Annotated in this window: 6 protein-coding genes; 3 read left to right on the top strand and 3 right to left on the bottom strand. The window is 62.4% G+C overall.

Going from position 1 to position 18772, the window contains the following annotated elements:
* Window positions 1-164: 164 nt before the first annotated feature.
* The 3 genes from ACV8MC_RS15345 to ACV8MC_RS15355 all read left to right on the top strand — a co-directional run bounded on the left by ACV8MC_RS15345 (window position 165) and on the right by ACV8MC_RS15355 (window position 15350).
* Window positions 165-13163 carry a non-ribosomal peptide synthetase gene (locus ACV8MC_RS15345; RefSeq protein WP_457262494.1) on the top strand — a complete coding sequence of 4333 codons (12999 nt, stop codon included), beginning with the start codon at window positions 165-167 and terminating at the stop codon, window positions 13161-13163.
* A gap of 192 nt (window positions 13164-13355) precedes the next feature.
* Window positions 13356-14168 (top strand): alpha/beta fold hydrolase, encoded by an 813-nt coding sequence (locus tag ACV8MC_RS15350; protein WP_457262496.1) that lies wholly within the window; start codon window positions 13356-13358, stop codon window positions 14166-14168.
* 153 nt (window positions 14169-14321) lie between these two features.
* Window positions 14322-15350: a ParB/Srx family N-terminal domain-containing protein gene (locus ACV8MC_RS15355; protein ID WP_457262498.1), complete on the top strand. Its 1029-nt coding sequence runs from the start codon at window positions 14322-14324 to the stop codon at window positions 15348-15350.
* A 30-nt stretch (window positions 15351-15380) separates the two neighbouring features.
* Here the strand turns inward: ACV8MC_RS15355 and dsbG are convergent, their stop codons facing one another.
* From dsbG to dsbD, 3 genes are read right to left on the bottom strand one after another with little or no spacing between them, the layout of a single operon-like run.
* Window positions 15381-16151 (bottom strand): thiol:disulfide interchange protein DsbG, encoded by a 771-nt coding sequence (dsbG, locus tag ACV8MC_RS15360; RefSeq protein ID WP_095182173.1) that lies wholly within the window; start codon window positions 16149-16151, stop codon window positions 15381-15383.
* Entirely contained in the window at window positions 16127-17008 is an 882-nt protein-coding gene (locus tag ACV8MC_RS15365) for a prolipoprotein diacylglyceryl transferase family protein (RefSeq protein ID WP_457262500.1), read from the bottom strand. The genes dsbG and ACV8MC_RS15365 overlap by 25 nt, the downstream gene beginning before the upstream one ends.
* Window positions 17008-18741, bottom strand: coding sequence for a protein-disulfide reductase DsbD (dsbD, locus tag ACV8MC_RS15370; RefSeq protein ID WP_457262502.1), 1734 nt, complete (start codon window positions 18739-18741; stop codon window positions 17008-17010). The genes ACV8MC_RS15365 and dsbD overlap by 1 nt, the downstream gene beginning before the upstream one ends.
* Window positions 18742-18772 lie beyond the last annotated feature (31 nt).

The raw sequence follows: 18772 nt of genomic DNA on the forward strand, positions 1-18772 counted from the left end.
CACTCCATCCGTTCTCATTGGTGAATGGCCCGGGTGCAGATCCCCGGCCTCAGCGCATTCCGATGCCTTGCGCGGTCGGCACAGACCGCGCCCCGCACGCCTCTCGACAGGTGTGACGCAGCCACCCGATTCCACTTGCAAGCCGAATTCAGGCAGGAAACCTCATGACCGACGCGTTCGAACTCCCCAGCACCCTGGTCCAAGCCCTCAAGCGTCGCGCAGCCCTGACGCCGGACCGACTGGCCTTGCGTTTTCTCGCCGAAAACCCGGAGCAGACCGTGGTGCTCAGCTATCGCGAACTGGATCAACGCGCGCGCACCATCGCCGCTGCGTTGCAGGCTCAGGCTGGATTCGGTGAGCGTGCGGTACTGCTGTTTCCCAGCGGCGCAGATTACGTCGCGGCGTTTTTCGGCTGCCTGTATGCCGGTGTGATTGCGGTACCGGCCTATCCGCCGGAATCCGCGCGTCGTCATCATCAGGAGCGATTGCTGTCGATCATCGCCGACGCCGAGCCCAAGCTGCTGTTGACCAGCGCCGATCTGCGCGATGCCTTGCAACAAATCGACGGCGCGCCGCCGCTGCTGTGTGTCGATACCCTCGACAGCGCACTGGCCGAAAGCTGGATTGAACCGAGCCTGCCGCCCGAACACATCGCCTTTTTGCAATACACCTCCGGCTCCACCGCGCTGCCCAAGGGCGTGCAAGTCAGCCACGGCAATCTGGTCGCCAATGAACTGCTGATCCGTCGCGGCTTCGGCATCGACGTCAACCCGGACGATGTCATCGTCAGCTGGTTGCCGCTGTATCACGACATGGGTTTGATCGGCGGTCTGCTGCAACCGATTTTCAGCGGCGTACCGTGCATTCTGATGTCGCCGGCGTACTTCCTCGGCCGGCCGTTGCGCTGGCTGGAAGCGATTGCCGAATACGGCGGCACCATCAGCGGCGGCCCGGATTTCGCCTACCGTTTGTGCAGTGAGCGGGTCAGCGAGTCGGCCCTTGAGCGCCTCGATCTCAGTCGATGGCGCGTGGCCTATTCTGGCTCCGAGCCGATTCGCCTCGACACCCTTGAACGCTTCGCGGAAAAGTTCGCTGCTTGCGGTTTCAGCGAAAACAGCTTCATGGCTTCGTACGGTCTGGCCGAGGCGACCCTGTTTGTCGCCGGCACGCCGCGCGGCACCGGCATCCCGGCGCTGCGCGTGGACGATCAGGCGCTGGCGCAAAACCGCGCCGAGCCGGGCGACGGCAGCGCGATCATGAGCTGCGGCATCAGTCAGCCTGAGCACGCGGTGCTGATTGTCGATCCCAACACGCTCGAGGAACTGACCGACAATGCCGTCGGTGAAGTCTGGGCCGCCGGCCCGAGCATCGCCCACGGTTACTGGCGCAACCCCGAAGCCAGCGCCAAGACTTTTGTCCAGCACGTCGGGCGCACCTGGTTGCGCACCGGCGACCTGGGTTTTATCCGTGACGGCGAACTGTTCGTGACCGGGCGCCTGAAAGACATGCTCATCGTCCGTGGCCATAACCTGTATCCGCAGGACATCGAGCAGACTGTCGAGCGCGAAGTCGAAGTGGTGCGCAAGGGTCGGGTGGCGGCGTTCGCGGTCAATCACAACGGCGAAGAGGGCATCGGCGTCGCTGCGGAAATCAGCCGCAGCGTGCAGAAAATCCTTGCGCCAGATGCGCTGATCAAAGCCATTCGCCAAGCCGTGGCCGAGGCGTATCAGGAGGCGCCAAGCGTGGTGGTGCTGCTCAATCCGGGCGCGTTGCCGAAAACCTCCAGTGGCAAACTGCAGCGCTCGGCGTGCCGCAATCGTCTGGCTGATGGCAGTCTCGACAGTTACGCGCTGTTCCCTTCGATTAAAGCGGCAACGGAAAACGCGACCAGCAGCACTTCGGACCTTGAAGTGTTGATCGGGCAAATCTGGGCCGAGCAACTCAACGTCAAGCAGGTCAGTGGCGACGACCATTTCTTTCTGCTCGGCGGCAACTCGATCGCCGCCACGCAAGTGGTTGCGCGGGTTCGCGAAGCACTCGATGTGGAGCTGAGCCTGCGCCTGCTGTTCGAAGCGCCAACCTTGTCCGCCTTCGCCGCCGCCGTGGCGCAGCAGCAACAGACTGGCGGCAGCGCCCAAGGTGCAATCAGCACGTTGCCGCGCAGTGAGCCGATGCCGCAGTCGCTGGCACAAAATCGTCTGTGGATCACTTGGCAACTCGATCCACAGAGCAGCGCCTACAACATTCCCGGCGGCCTGCGCTTGCGTGGCGAACTCGACGAAGACGCCGTGCGCAAAAGCTTCCAGCAACTGATCGAACGCCATGAATCCTTGCGCACACGTTTCTTCGAGCGCGACGGCGTGGCATTGCAGCAAGTGCTTGCCGCTGCCGAATTCAATCTGCAACTGATCGACATCAGCGACCTGCCAATGGCCGAGCGTGAAGCCCGCGCCGAGCAGATTCGCGAATACGAGGCGCGCACTCGGTTCGATCTGGAAAAAGGCCCGTTGCTGGCGGTGACACTGGTGCGTCTCGATGCCGAAGAACATCAACTGCTGGTGACCCTGCACCACATCATCGCTGACGGCTGGTCGCTGAATATCCTGCTCGACGAATTCTCGCGTCTCTACGCGGCGGCAACCCAAGGGACGCCGGCGACACTGGCAGCGCTGCCCACGCAATACGCCGATTACGGCAACTGGCAGCGGCAATGGCTGGCGCAAGGCGAGGGCGAGCGGCAACTGGCGTACTGGCAAGCGCAACTGGGCGAGGAACATCCGCCACTGGAACTGGCCACCGATCACCCGCGCTCGGCCAGACACAACCACAGCGCCGCGCGCCACAGCGTGCGCTTGAGTACCGAACTCAGCGAGGCGATCCGCCAGACTGCGCAGGCCCACCAGGCCACGCCGTTCATGCTTCTGCTCGCTGCCTTGCAAAGTTTGCTGCACCGCTACAGTGGTCAGCGCGACATTCGCATCGGCGTGCCCAACGCCAACCGTCCGCGCCTGGACACCCAAAGCCTGATCGGCTTTTTCATCAATACCCAGGTGTTGCGTGCGCAGATCGATTCACGCCTGACATTTGCCGAGTTGCTGAACCAGACGCGCCAGGCCGCACTCGGCGCCCAGGCCCATCAGGATCTGCCCTTCGAACAACTGCTCGAAGCGTTCCCGCAGGCCCGCGAACAGGGACTGTTCCAGGTCATGTTCAACCATCAGCAGCGCGACCTCAGTGCGCTCAAGCGCCTGCCGGGTCTGCTCGCCGAAGAGCTGCCGTGGCACAGTCGCGAAGCCAAGTTCGATCTGCAGTTGCACAGCGAAGAGGATCGCAACGGTCGCCTGAGCCTGTCGTTCGACTACGCCAGCGAACTGTTCGACGCCGCGACCATCGAGCGCCTGGCCGAGCATTTCCACAATCTGCTCAGCGAAGTCTGCGAACGGCCGCAGCAGGCCATCGGCGATCTGCGCTTGATAACGGTCAACGAGCAGAATCAGCAGAAAGACTGGAGCGTCGCTCCGTGCACCCCGGCGCAACAATGGCTGCCGGAACTGCTCGAGCAACAACTGCGCAAAAGCCCGCAACGCACCGCACTGCTGTGGGACGGCGGTACTATGGATTTCGCCGAGCTGCACGCGCAAGCCAACCGGCTCGCCCATTACCTGCGCGACAAGGGCGTCGGCCCTGACGTGTGCGTGGCCATTGCCGCCGAGCGATCGCCGCAACTGCTGATCGGCCTGCTGGCGATCATCAAGGCTGGCGGCGCCTATGTGCCGCTTGATCCGGATTATCCGGCCGAACGACTTGCATACATGCTCCGCGACAGCGGCGTCGAACTGCTCCTGACCCAGACGCAATTGCTCGAGCGTTTGCCGGCCAGCGATGGCGTCAGCGTGATCGCCATGGATGCGCTGCACCTGGATAAATGGCCGAGCCAGGCACCGGGACTGCGAGTGCACGGCGACAACCTCGCCTACGTGATTTACACCTCGGGTTCCACCGGGCAACCGAAAGGCGTCGGTAACACCCACGCCGCGCTGGCCGAGCGCCTGCAATGGATGCAGGACACGTACCGCCTCGACGAAACCGACGTGCTGATGCAAAAAGCGCCGATCAGTTTCGACGTCTCGGTGTGGGAATGCTTCTGGCCGCTGATCACCGGCGCGCGGCTGTTGCTTGCCGCGCCCGGCGAGCACCGCGACCCGCATCGCATCGCGCAACTGGTCCAGCAATACGGCGTGACCACGCTGCACTTCGTGCCGCCGCTGCTGGCGCTGTTCATCGACGAGCCGCTGAGTGCCGAGTGCACCAGCCTGCGCCGGCTGTTTTCCGGCGGTGAAGCCTTGCCCGCCGAGCTGCGCAACCGGGTACTGGCGCAACTGCCGGCGGTGCAATTGCACAACCGTTACGGGCCGACTGAAACCGCGATCAACGTCACCCATTGGCACTGCACAACTGCCGATGGCGAGCGCTCGCCGATTGGCCGGCCGTTGGGCAATGTGGTCTGCCGCATCCTTGATGCCGATCTCAATCCAGTGCCGGCGGGCGTGCCGGGCGAGCTATGCATCAGCGGTATTGGTCTGGCTCGCGGTTACCTGGGTCGTCCAGCGTTGACCGCCGAGCGTTTTGTCGTCGATCCACTGGGCGAGCAGGGCGCCCGTTTGTACCGCACCGGCGACCGTGCGCGCTGGTCCTCGGATGGCGTGATCGAATATCTCGGCCGTCTCGATCAGCAGGTCAAGCTGCGCGGCTTTCGCGTCGAACCTGAAGAAATCCAGGCGCGACTGCTGGCGCAAAATGGCGTCGCCCAGGCCGTGGTGCTGGTGCGCGAAACCGCTGCCGGCGCGCAACTGATCGGCTACTTCACGGCGACCGATGCGCAGGAAAATGCCGATGAGCAAATTATTGGGCTGAAAGCTGCCCTCGCTGCCGAGCTGCCGGAATACATGGTGCCCGCACAATTGCTGCGCCTTGATACGATGCCGCTGAGTCCCAGCGGCAAACTCGACCGCCGCGCCTTGCCCGAGCCGCAATGGCAGGTGCGTGAACACGTCGAACCGGTCAGCGAACTGGAGCAACAAATCGCCGCGATCTGGCGCGAAGTGCTGGGTCTGAAGCAGATCGGCCTGCGCGATGATTTCTTCGCCCTCGGCGGTCACTCGCTACTGGCCACGCAAATCATTTCGCGCACACGTCAGGCCTGTGACGTCGAACTGCCGCTGCGCACATTGTTCGAGCACAGCGAACTGGGCGATTACGCCGAACAGATTCGCCTGATCCAGGTCAGCGGCCGCACCAACCCACAGCTGCCAATCGGCACAGTCGACCGCAGCCAAGCGGTGCCGTTGTCCTATTCGCAGCAGCGCATGTGGTTCCTCTGGCAGATGGAACCGGACAGCCCGGCGTACAACGTCGGGGGCATGGCGCGCTTGCGCGGCGTGCTGCACGTCGAGCATTTCGAGGCGGCGTTGCAGGCGCTGATCCTGCGCCACGAAACCCTGCGCACAACGTTCCCAAGTGTCGACGGCATTGCCCGCCAACAGGTGCATGCCGAGACCGGCGTGCGCATGGGCTGGAAAGATTTCTCCAGCCTGCCGGCAGAAGTCCGGGAGCTACAAGTCCAGCAACTGGCCGATGCAGAAGCGCACCAGCCGTTCGATCTGGAAACCGGTCCGCTGCTGCGCGCCTGTCTGGTCAAGACCGCCGAGCACGAGCATTACTTCGTCCTGACCTTGCACCACATCGTCACCGAAGGCTGGGCGATGGACATCTTTGCCCGTGAACTCAGCGCGCTGTATGAAGCGTTCGTCGATGAGCGCGCCTCGCCGCTTGAGCCGCTGCCGGTGCAATACCTCGACTACAGCGTCTGGCAGCGCAACTGGCTGGAGTCCGGCGAGCGCCAGCGCCAGCTCGATTACTGGACCGCGCAGCTCGGTCGCGAACATCCGCTCCTCGAACTGCCCGGCGACCGTCCGCGTCCACCAGTACAGAGCCATCAGGGCGAGCTGTTCCGTTTCGATCTGAGTGACGATCTCGCCGCGCGGGTGCGGGCATTCAATGCACAAAACGGTCTGACGTTGTTCATGACCATGACCGCCGCGCTCGCCACATTGCTGTACCGCTACAGCGGCCAGACCGACCTGCGCATCGGCGCGCCGGTGGCCAACCGCATTCGCCCGGAAAGCGAAGGGCTGATCGGGGCGTTCCTCAACACCCAGGTGCTGCGTTGCCAGCTCGACGGGCAGATGTCGGTCGGCGAACTGTTCGAGCAGGTGCGCCACACCGTGATCGAAGGCCAGTCCCATCAGGATCTGCCGTTCGATCATCTGGTCGAAGCCTTGCAGCCGCCACGCAGCGCGGCGTACAACCCGCTGTTCCAGGTGATGTGCAACGTGCAGCGCTGGGAATTCCAGCAGAGCCGCACGCTCGCTGGGATGACGGTCGAGTACCTGGCCAACGATGCGCGGGCGACCAAGTTCGATCTCAATCTGGAAGTCACCGACCTCGACCATCGCCTCGGCTGCTGCCTGACTTACAGCACCGATCTGTTCGACGAACCGACCATCGCGCGCATGGCCAGGCATTGGCGCAACCTGCTTGAAGCGTTGATCGCTGATCCGCAGCAACGGCTCAGTGAACTGCCGCTGCTCGACAACACCGAGCAACAGCAGCTGCTCGACAGCCTCGGCATCGAGCCGGGCGAGCATCGTCTCGATCAGTGCATCCATCATCTGTTCGCCGAACAGGCACTGGCGCGCAAAGACGCACCAGCACTGACTTTCGCCGGGCAGACCCTGAGCTACGCCGAGCTCGATGCCCGTGCCAATCGTCTGGCCTGGGCGCTGCGGGAACGCGGGGTCGGCCCGCAAGTGCGGGTCGGTCTGGCGCTGGAGCGTTCGCTGGAAATGGTCATCGGCCTGCTGGCGATTCTCAAGTCGGGCGGCGCCTATGTGCCGCTGGATCCGGAATACCCGCTCGATCGTTTGCACTACATGATCGAAGACAGCCGTATCGGCCTGCTGCTCAGCGATCGCGCGATGTTCCAGGCGCTGGGCGAGCTACCGCCAGACGTGGCGCGCTGGTGTCTGGAAGATGACAGAGCCGGGTTGGCCGACTACCCGGCCAGCGAGTTGCCGTTTATCAGCCTGCCGCAACATCAGGCTTATCTGATTTACACCTCCGGCTCGACCGGCAAACCGAAAGGCGTGGTGGTCTCCCACGGTGAAATCGCCATGCACTGCCAGGCCGTGATCGAACGCTTCGGCATGCGCCCGGACGACTGTGAACTGCATTTCTATTCGATCAACTTCGACGCTGCCACCGAACGTCTACTGGTGCCGCTGCTCAGCGGTGCGCAGGTGGTGTTGCGGGCGCAGGGCCAGTGGGACGCGGAAGAAATCTGCGGCTTGATTCGCACGCATCGAATCAACGTCCTCGGTTTCACGCCGAGCTACGGCAGCCAGTTGGCGCAGTTCCTTGCCACGCAGAATGATGTCCTGCCGGTGCGCATGATCATCACCGGCGGTGAAGCGCTGACCGGCGAGCATCTGCAGCGCATTCGCGCGGCATTCCAACCGGCGCAGTTTTTCAATGCTTACGGCCCGACCGAAACCGTGGTCATGCCGCTGGCCAGTCTGGCGCCGCAGGTGCTGGAAGAGGGCGCCGGCAGTGTGCCGATCGGCAGCGTGATCGGCGCACGGGTCGCCTACATTCTCGATGCCGATCTGGCCTTGGTGCCGCAAGGCGCGACCGGTGAATTGTTTGTCGGCGGCGCCGGTCTGGCTCAGGCCTATCACGACCGTCCGGGCATCAGCGCCGAGCGTTTCGTCGCTGACCCATTTGCCGCTGATGGCGGACGCATGTACCGCACCGGCGACCTGGTGCGCCAGCGTGCCGATGGTCTGGTCGAGTATCTGGGCCGGATCGACCATCAAGTAAAAATCCGTGGTTTCCGCATCGAACTGGGCGAAATCGAAACGCGTCTGCTCGATCACCCTTCGATCCGCGAAGCAGTGGTGCTGGCGCTGGATGCGCCGAGTGGCAAGCAGTTGGTGGGTTACCTCGTTACGGAGGTCGCCGGACACGGCGAAGCGCAACAGGCTGAACTGCGCGAAGCGCTCAAGTCGCACCTCAAGGCGCAACTGCCGGATTACATGGTGCCGACTCACCTGCTGCTGCTGGCGAGCATGCCGCTGACCGCCAACGGCAAACTCGACCGTCGCGCCTTGCCGGCGCCGGATCTGGAGCTCAATCGTCAGGACTATGTCGCGCCAAGCAACGAGCTGGAACAGACCCTCGCGCAGATCTGGTGCGATGTGCTTAACGTCAGGCAGGTCGGCCTCAACGACAACTTCTTCGAACTCGGCGGCGACTCGATTCTGTCGATTCAGGTGGTCAGCCGCGCGCGTCAGCAGGGCATTCATTTCAGTCCGCGCGACCTGTTCCAGCACCAGACCGTACAGACGCTCGCCGCCGTTGCCAGTCGCACCCAGCAAGTGACTGCCGAGCAAGGTTTGGTGGTCGGCGAGTCGCGTCTGACGCCGATTCAGCACTGGTTCTTCGATACGGACATTCCCCAGCGTCAGCACTGGAATCAGGCGCTGTTGCTGGAACCGACTGTGCGCCTTGAGCCGCAACGATTGCAGCAAGCCTTGCTGGCAGTGATCGAACAGCACGATGCGCTGCGTCTGCGTTTCACTGAAACCGATGATGCATGGCAAGCGACGCATCAAGCGCTGACGAATGAGGATGTGCTCTGGCAAGTCAGCGTCGATTCGCTGGATCAGTGCGAAGCCCTGTTCGCCGACGCGCAACGCAGTCTGCATCTGCACAACGGCCCGTTACTGCGCGCGGTGCTGGTCGATGTTGCGGATGTTCAGCAACGCCTGTTCATCGCCATCCACCACTTGGTCGTCGACGGCGTTTCCTGGCGCGTGTTGCTGGATGATCTGCAAACCGCCTATCGCCAACTCGACGCTGCGCAGCCGCTGAAACTGCCGGCGAAAACCAGCGCCTTCAAGGACTGGGCCGCGCGTTTGCAGGCTTATGCCGGCAGCGAATCCCTGCGTGAAGAACTCGGTTGGTGGCAAGCGCAACTGGCCGGGCCAAGCGCTGATCTGCCTTGCGAAAACCCGCAGGGCGGCAGGCAGAATCGCCATGCGCAAACCGTCAGCGTACGCCTCGATGCCGAGCGCACCCGGCAGTTGCTGCAACAGGCACCGAGCGCTTATCGCACTCAGGTCAACGACCTGCTGCTGACCGCGCTGGCCCGTGTGCTGTGCCGCTGGAGCGGCCAGCCCTCGGCACTGATTCAACTGGAAGGACACGGTCGCGAAACCTTGTTCGACGAGATCGATCTGACCCGCACCGTCGGTTGGTTCACCAGCGCTTATCCGCTGCGCCTGACCCCGCACAACATCGAAGAGGCCGCCGGGCAGGGCGCTTCGATCAAGGCGATCAAGGAACAACTGCGCGCCGTTCCGCATAAAGGTCTCGGTTATGGCGTGTTGCGTTATCTGGCCGATGACGGCTGCCGCCAGAGCATGGCCGCGCTGCCACAGGCGCCGATCACCTTTAACTACCTCGGCCAGTTCGACCAGAGCTTCGGCGCCGATGCGCTGTTCCGTCCGCTGGATGAAGCGGTCGGTGCCGCCCACGATCCGCAGGCGCCGTTGCCCAACGAGGTGAGTGTCGACAGTCAGATTTACGGTGGTGAATTGCTGCTGCGCTGGACCTTCAGTGATGAGCGTTACGAGGCGCAAACCATTAACGATCTGGCCGCCGCCTACCTCGGTGAGTTGCAAAGCCTGATCGCCCACTGTCTGCAAGACGAGGCCGGCGGCCTGACACCGTCGGACTTCCCGCTGGCGAAACTGACTCAGGCACAACTCGATGCCTTGCCGGTGCCGGCCGCGCACATCGAAGATGTCTACCCGCTGACGCCGATGCAGGAAGGCATGTTGCTGCACACCCTGCTCGAGCCGGGTACCGGCCTGTACTACATGCAGGATCGTTACCGCATCAACAGCGAGCTCGATCCCGAGCGTTTCGCCCAGGCCTGGCAAGCGGTGATCGCCCGTCATGAAGCACTGCGCGCGTCGTTCTGCTGGAACGTCGGCGAAGACATGCTGCAAGTGATTCACACCCCGGGTCGCACGCCGATCGAGTATCTGGACTGGAGCGCCATCGCCGAATCCGAGCAGGAACCGAAGCTGCAAGCGCTGCTGAAAAGCGAGCGCGAAGCCGGGTTCGATCTGCTCAATCAGGCGCCGTTTCACCTGCGCCTGATCAAGGTCGGCGCGGCGCGTTACTGGTTCATGATGAGCAACCACCACATTCTCATCGACGCCTGGTGCCGTTCGCTGCTGATGAACGATTTCTTCGAAATCTACAGCGCCCTCGGTGAAGGACGCGAAGCGCAGTTGAGCGTGCCGCCGCGTTATCGCGATTACATCGGCTGGCTGCAACGCCAGAGCCTGGCCGAGGCGCGGCAGTGGTGGCAGCAGAACCTGCAAGGGTTCGAGCGCACCACGCCGATTCCGAGCGACCGTCCGTTCCTGCGCGAACACGCCGGTGAAAGCGGCGGCATGATCGTCGGCGACCGTTACACCCGCCTGAATGTCGAGGACGGTGCACGGCTGCGGGAGCTGGCGCAGGCACATCAACTGACCGTCAACACCTTCGCCCAGGCTGCGTGGGCTCTGGTTTTGCGGCGTCTGAGCGGTGATCGCGATGTGCTCTTCGGCGTCACCGTGGCCGGGCGGCCGGTGGACATGCCGGAAATGCAGCGCACCGTCGGCCTTTTCATCAACAGCATCGCCCTGCGGGTGAAGATGCCTGCGGACGATCAGCGCAGCAGCGTGCGCCAGTGGCTCAGCGCTTTGCTCGACAGCAACATGCAACTGCGCGAGTACGAATACCTACCGCTGGTGAATATCCAGGAACAGAGCGAATTGCCTAAAGGCCAGCCGCTGTTCGACAGCCTCTTCGTCTTCGAAAACGCCCCGGTGGAAGTCTCGGTGCTTGATCGTGCACAGAGCCTGAATGCGACCTCGGATTCAGGCCGCACCCACACCAACTTCCCGTTGACGGCGGTGTGTTACCCGGGCGATGACCTTGGCTTGCACCTGTCCTATGACCAGCGTTACTTCGACGAGGCGACGGTCGAGCGCATGCTCAGTGAGTTCAAGCGCTTGCTGCTGGCACTGGTCGACGGCTTCCATGGCGACATGGCCGATTTGCCGCTGCTGGGCGACGAAGAACGCGATTTCCTGCTGCACGGTTGCAACCAGAGCGGCCACGACTATCCGCTGGAGCAAAGCTATGTGGCGCTGTTCGAAGCGCAGGTCGCGGCGCATCCGCAGCGCATCGCCGCCAGTTGCCTCGACGAGCAATTGAGCTACGCCGAGCTGAACCACAACGCCAACCGCCTCGGCCATGCCCTGGTCGCTGCCGGTGTGCGCATGGACCAACCGGTGGCGCTGCTGGCCGAGCGTAATCTCGACCTGCTCGGCATGATCATCGGCAGCTTCAAGGCCGGCGCTGGTTATCTGCCGCTGGATCCGGGCCTGCCGAGCCAGCGTCTGAGCCGCATCATCGAGCTGAGCCGCACGCCGTTGCTGGTGTGCAGCGCCGCTTGCCTTGAGCAGGCGCAGACCTTGCTCGAAGAGTTTGGCTGTTCGAATCGTCCGCGCCTGCTGGTGTGGGAAGAGGTGCAGGCATCGGTGGCAGCGACGCACAATCTCGGCATCCACAGTGGCCCGGACAATCTTGCCTATGTGATCTACACCTCGGGTTCGACCGGGCTGCCTAAAGGCGTGATGGTCGAGCAGCGCGGCATGCTCAACAACCAGTTGAGCAAACGTCCGTACCTCGACTTGAGCGAGGCCGATGTGATTGCGCAGACCGCCTCGCAAAGCTTCGACATTTCCGTCTGGCAGTTCCTAGCCGCGCCATTGTTCGGCGCGCGGGTCGACATCGTGCCGAACGCGATTGCCCACGATCCGCAAGGTCTGCTGGCGCATGTGCAGGCGCAGGGCATCACCGTGCTGGAGAGTGTGCCGTCGCTGATTCAGGGCATGCTCGGCTCCGAGCGTCTGAGCCTCGACGGCTTGCGCTGGATGCTGCCGACCGGTGAAGCGATGCCGCCGGAACTGGCCCATCAATGGCTGCTGCGTTACCCGGATATTGGTCTGGTCAATGCTTACGGCCCAGCGGAATGCTCGGATGACGTGGCGTTCTTCCGTGTCGACATGGCCTCGACGCGCGGCAGTTACTTGCCGATCGGCACGCCGACCGACAATAACTTGCTGTACCTGGTCGATGGCGCGCTGGATCTGGTGCCTTTGGGCGCGGTGGGTGAGTTATGTGTTGCCGGGACCGGCGTCGGTCGCGGTTACGTCAGCGATCCGCTGCGCACCGCGCCGGTGTTTGTGCCGAACCCGTTCGGCGCGCCGGGCGAGCGCTTGTACCGCACCGGTGACCTGGCGCGGCGCCGCGCGGACGGCGTGCTGGAATACGTCGGCCGCGTCGATCATCAGGTGAAGATTCGCGGCTACCGCATCGAACTCGGTGAAATCGAAGCGCGCCTGCATGAACAACCGGAAGTGCGTGACGCTGCGGTTGGTGTGCAGGAGGGCGTCAACGGCAAGCATCTGGTCGGTTATCTGGTCGCGGCCGATGCAGCGCTCAATCCGGGCGAACGCCTGGAGCGGATCAAGCAGCGCCTGCGCGCCGAACTCCCCGAATACATGGTGCCGCTGCACTGGCTATGGCTGGAGCAGATGCCGCTCAATGCCAACGGCAAACTCGACCGCAAAGCCTTGCCGGCCTTGGAGATCGGTCAGTTGCAGAGCGAGGATTATCTGGCCCCGCGCAACGAGCTGGAGCAGACCCTGGCTGATATCTGGGCTGAGGTGCTGAAAGTGGAAAAGGTCGGCGTGCGCGACAACTTCTTCGAACTGGGCGGGCATTCCTTGCTGGCTACGCAAATTGCATCGCGGGTACAAAAAGCCCTGCAACGCAACGTGCCGCTGCGCGCGATGTTCGAGTGCAGCACGGTGGAGGAACTCGCCGAATACATCGATGGACTGGCGGCCAGTGACATTACAGAGGAGAAGGTCGATCGGTTGAATGATCTGATGGCGGAGCTGGAGGGGTTGTAGTTCTCTAGTGTCTGTACTGGCCCCATCGCGAGCAGGCTCGCTCCCACACAGGATCTGTGGTGTTTACAAAACCCCTGTGGGAGCGAGCCTGCTCGCGAATGGCGTCTGTACATTGCCGTACATTTCCATCCTTGACGATCACCAACCGGCAGCTCAGTCTGCCGGTTCTGTTTTTTCTCGCGGAGGTGGTCGATGCCCTTTTTCACGGTTGACGGACAAGCACTGCACTACATTGATCAAGGCACCGGCCCCGCCGTGTTGCTGGCCGGCAGTTACCTTTGGGACCAAGCGATGTGGGCGCCGCAGATCGCCGCGCTGACCCCGCATTATCGCGTCATCGCCCTGGATCTGTGGGGCCATGGCGATTCCGGCAAGTTACCTGAAGGCACCACATCGCTGGACGACATCGCCCGACAGGCGCAGGCCTTGCTCGATCACCTGGACATCGACCGCGTCACCCTCGTCGGGCTTTCGGTCGGCGGCATGTGGGGCACGCGCCTGGCACTGTCCGCACCGCAACGTCTCAACGGTCTGGTGCTGATGGACACCTACGTCGGTGTCGAGCCGGAACCGACGCGCCAGTATTACTTCTCGTTGTTCAAGCAGATCGAAGACAGCGGCACCATCTCCGAACAATTGCTCGACGTCGTTGTGCCAATCTTCTTCCGCCCGGGCATCGACCCGCAGTCGGCGCTGTATCAGGACTTTCGCGCGAAATTGAAGGGCTATTCGCCCGAGCGTCTGCGCGAAAGCATCGTGCCGATGGGGCGCATCACGTTTGGCCGCAACGACCTGTTGCCACGGCTGGGCGAGCTGAACCCGGCGACGACGCTGGTGCTGTGCGGTGACCAGGACAAACCCCGGCCACCCTCGGAAGCCCGGGAAATGGCTGAGTTGATTGGTTGCCCGTGTGTGCTGGTGCCGGAGGCGGGGCATATCTCCAATCTGGAGAATCCCGGGTTTGTCACTGAGGCGCTGCTGGCGTTTCTCCGCGAGCGCAACTGACACACCGAGTGAGCTTCATTCGCGAGCAGGCTCGCTCCCACAGTTAATCGCATTCCATTGTGGGAGCGAGCCTGCTCGCGAAGGGGCCTCTCAGGTCACCATGCAATCACGAGTGTGAAACTCATCTATAAAAGCATTTGATAAGGGAATGACGTGCAACAGTTCTGGTGGCGTGACCTCAGGGATCTTGAGGACAAGTGGGTTGGGTTGAGTATTGAGGTCAACCGACCGAAATCAAGCAAACCGCCGCTTCATCTGCAAAGTGGTAACAACGGGCGGATGAAGTTGATGCTCAATGAAAGCCCACTCTTCTGGGCGACCATTGCCACCTCATATTACGGTGCTTGGCTGGTTCGCAATCCGCGGCCCGTTCAACTGGAATCGCCATCCGTGCCCCCCATCGTTTCGGCTGACGTTCAGGAGCACTTTGAATTACCCGTCCAAGAGCGCTTCCCGCGCTGGTGTCGCTATTTCATCAACCAGTTGATGAACAATCAGGCGGACTTTCTCTATCCCGGCCACTGGGTGGCGCGCCCTTTATTGCCAGCAGTTAGCCGATACAAACCCGTTGCCGGTCCGGATGGCTGGTATTTTTCCACCCCGGCCGAGGCGTCCAGCCATCTGCCCAACTGGTACGCGCGCGGGGAGGGCATTCTCGACAACGTGCAACCGCACACCGTGCATTGGCTTGATTGGGATCTGGGGCACTTGATCGGGCTGCACACGGTGGACCCTTTGGCAGGTCGCCTCAAATGGTGGCGCAAAAAAGCCAGGGAGGGCAGCTTGCCGCCGATCCTGCTCTGGTATGTGGGCGGACTGTGTTCTTACGTGATCATCGATGGACATTACAGACTGCAGGCCGCGCTCGATGAAGGTGTCAAACCTGATTTCATTGTCCTGAGCTCGACCAAAGCCCAGCAAGTCAAACCATGCGAAGCAACGCAACAGCGCGTGTTCGGTTCGTTGATGTTGCAGAACGCGAGACATCCCAAGTTCAACGTTCACACATTCAATCAGGCGCTGATCAATACGTTTGACGACCGTCCCTGGCATTGGGCAGGGACGCACGCTTGGGCCGGTATTCCTTCAGACCAAGCGTGGTGCGCTGAGGTGACAAGCTTTCTCACGGAACAGGGAAACACCGAGCACTTGCAGGACATTATCGAGCGGTGTGAGTACTGATAGACCCGCACCGGTCAGTGGTTGTGAAGACTATTTCGGCCCGAGAATCTTCACCAGCTTGTCCGGCGATGGCGCGCCTTGCTGTTGTTGCAACTCGCCTTTGTCGTCCATGTAGAAAATCGCCGGGGTGGCCTGCAGTTCGAGGTCTTCCATCAACTGCATGTTCGCCGCGAGTCTGGTTTGCACGGCGACCGGGATGTCTTTCAACGCCTTGAGGGCGCTGCCCTTACCGGCGCTCTCATGATCTTGCAGGGCTTTGGCCGGGTCTTTCGCCGCCAGCAGCGCGGCTGATTTGCCCGGGCTGTCTTCGCGAATGATGCCGACCATGATGTGGCGCAGCTGCACTTTGCCGGCCTTGACCCATGGTCGCGCCTGTTCCCAGAACATGTTGCAGTACGGGCAGTTCGGATCGCTGAACAGGTACACCGTGCGCGGTGCATCCTTGTTGCCGTCCTGAATCCAGTTGCTCGCCTCGAACTTGGCCCAGACTTCCTTGGACATCGGTGCGTAAACCAGTTTCTGCAGCGGCTCGCTGCTCAGGTCCTTGCCGTCGGCGTCGTACAGATTACCCACCACGACGTGCTTGCCGTCCGGGGTCAGGTACAGCGCCATGCCGCGATTCTGGTATTGCGCGGCGTACCCGCGCAGGCCATCAGGGGCGTCGAACTGGCCGACGATTTTCGCGCCCTTGGCTTCGATTTTTTTGATCGCTGCGGGTAGTTCTTCAGCGGCCTGCACCGACGGCAAGTGCAGCAGGGCAGTGCCCAGGGTCAGCGTCAGCAGGTGGCGGAGGCGGGGCATGGCAGTTTCCTTGCAGAGTTGGCCGGGGCAACGGCCTGATTCGGGCTTGAAGGTGAAGTGTCGAAGGTTTCCAGGGCGCGGGCGAGGCTGGCGTTCGACAGTTCGCCGAGGTGACTGGTCAGCAGGCGACCGTCCGGGCTATAGAACAGCGTAGTCGGTAGCGCCATGGAGCCCACGGCCTGACCGAGACGGCCGCTGCGGTCGAACAGCACGTTGTTCAGGCTCAGGCCCTGGGTTTCCAGGAACGTCGCCACGCTTTGCATGCTTTCGGCCTGATTGACGAACAGAAACGTCAGATCCGGGCGCTGTTGCTGGGCGTTTTCCAGCACCGGCATTTCTCGCCGGCATGGCGGGCACCAGGTCGCCCACAGGTTGATCACCAGCGGGCCGCCCTGATAGTCGCGGAGCTTGATCTTTTCCCCGGCGGCGTTGCGCAGGGCAATATCCGGCAGCCGGGTGCCCTGTTCGTAGATATTCAGCGACAGGGTGGCAAGCAGCCAGAACGCCACGCCACTGACCACGCCGAAACCCAGCGGGCGACGCAAAGCGGGCCGGCGCCAGCCGCGATACAACGCCGCCAGCAACAGCACGATCACTCCGGGCCAAGCGAGGAAACCGCCGTCGCGCAGATCGATGATCTGCCACGGGTCATTGCGATAGTGCGACCAGTACAGCGCGACAAACGCAATGCGCGCCGCAAGCATGCCCAGCAAAAACAGGCTGAACAGCGCTGACTCGGGGTTCTCGCCGCCGCGCTTGGCCACTCGCCAGCCGACAAACGTCGCCAGTGCCAGAGCACTGATCAGCAGCAGGTGATTGAGCGCGATGGCGAAAGTGCCGAGGGTGAACGTCAGCATCAGTTGGCGTCTCTGGTGGTGGACCAGCGTTGCAGGAAGGTCTCGGCATCGACCTCGCCGGTGATGCGCTGGCTGCGGCGTTCTTCACCGTCGGCGCCGATCCAGATGAACGTCGGCGGCCCCGGCACTTTATAACGGCTGAGCAGCTCGCGGCTCGCAGCGTTGTCGGCGGTCACGTCCAGACGCAGCAGGCGCACATCGTTCAGGGCCTGCATGACTTTGGCCTCACCGAACACCTTCTTCTCCATGACCTTGCACGACACACACCAGTCGGCGTAGTAATCGAGCAGTACCCACTGACCCTGGGCCTTGGCCGCGTCGAGTTCGCGTTGCAGGGCGGCAGGTTCCTTGATCGTGGTGAAGGAATCGTGACCCGTCGGCGCCGCGCTGGCGACAGGGCCGGCGCTGTAGATCTGCAATGGCTGATACGGATCATCACTGCCGCCCGCCGCACCGATCACCAACAAGCTGCCCCACAAACCGAGCAACAGGGACAGCGCGCCAAACATCTGTGCGACGCGGCCAAAACCTTCGGATTGTTTCCAAGCGCTGTAAGCGGCGATCAACAGCAGAGCGCCACCCAGGCCCAGCCACAACGACGGATCCAGCACCGGGCGCAGCATCAACAATGCAGTGGCAAGAAAGAGGAAGCCGAATATGCCCTTGAGCAGATTCATCCACGCGCCGGGCTTGGGCAGGAATCGGTTGCCCACGGTGACCAGCAGCAACAGCGGCACACCAATGCCGATGCCCAGTGCAAACAGAATCAGACCGCCGTGCAAAGCGTTACCGCTCTGCGCGATGTACAGCAGCGCGCCGGCCAGTGGCGCGGTCATGCACGGCCCGACCAACAGACCGGACAATGCGCCCAGCACCCCGGCGCCGATCAGGCTGCCGCCGCTGCGGCTGCGCGACGCATGTTCCAGGCGATCACGCAGGGCCACCGGCAGTTGCAGCTCGAAGAAGCCGAACATCGGTAACGCCAGTATCACGAAAATCGCCGCAAACGCACCGAGCAACCACGGATTCTGTAACCACGCCTGCAAGTTCGCACCGAGCAGCGCAGCAATCACGCCCATCGCCGCATACACCAGTGCCATGCAGATCACGTAGCTGCTGGCCAAGGCAAACCCGCGCCGTGGTGTGGCGCCACTGCCGACGATCATCCCGGCGAGAATCGGCAGCATCGGCAGCGAACACGGGGTAAACGCCAACAGCAGGCCAAGTCCGAAAAACACCAGCAGACTCCAGCCCAGCGCCCGTTGTTGCAGACTGCTGGCCAAAGCCTGATCCGGGGCTTCAGCGCCTGTTGTTGCTGCGGCTTTGCCACCCAGATCGATCACCCTGGTTTGCGGTGGATAACACAGACCGGCATCGGCGCAGCCCTGATAACTGACCTTGATCTGACCGCTGGCCGCTGCCGGGATTTTCACTTCCAGCCCTTGGCGGTACACCGGCTGCTCGCCGAAGAACTCATCGCTGTGGGATTCGCCTTCAGGCAACACCGGCTGCAGATCGGCGGCCAGTCCATCGAATTTCAGGCGTTTCTGATACAGGTAGTAGCCGTCGGTGATCTGCCAGAACAGCTGGGTTTCGCCTGAATCCAGACGCTCGGAAGTCAACACGAACGCTTGGTCGACCGGCAAGAAGTCCGGTTTCGTATCGAAAGGATTGTTTCCAGCCTGGGCCAGGCCCGAGATCAGTAACGCAAACAAAACAAAAAAATGACGCATGGAGAAGCCTTGTCCCTGTGCAAGTGAGGTG

The sequence above is a fragment of the Pseudomonas sp. PK-RTE-24 genome (assembly GCF_054052265.1).

What these genes read in the sequence shown, in the direction of transcription:
- ACV8MC_RS15345 (WP_457262494.1), top strand. Translation starts at nt 165, where the DNA reads ATGACCGACGCGTTCGAACTCCCCAGCACCCTGGTCCAAGCCCTCAAG.
- ACV8MC_RS15350 (WP_457262496.1), top strand. Translation starts at nt 13,356, where the DNA reads ATGCCCTTTTTCACGGTTGACGGACAAGCACTGCACTACATTGATCAA.
- dsbG (WP_095182173.1), bottom strand. Translation starts at nt 16,151, where the DNA reads ATGCCCCGCCTCCGCCACCTGCTGACGCTGACCCTGGGCACTGCCCTG.
- ACV8MC_RS15365 (WP_457262500.1), bottom strand. Translation starts at nt 17,008, where the DNA reads ATGCTGACGTTCACCCTCGGCACTTTCGCCATCGCGCTCAATCACCTG.
- dsbD (WP_457262502.1), bottom strand. Translation starts at nt 18,741, where the DNA reads ATGCGTCATTTTTTTGTTTTGTTTGCGTTACTGATCTCGGGCCTGGCC.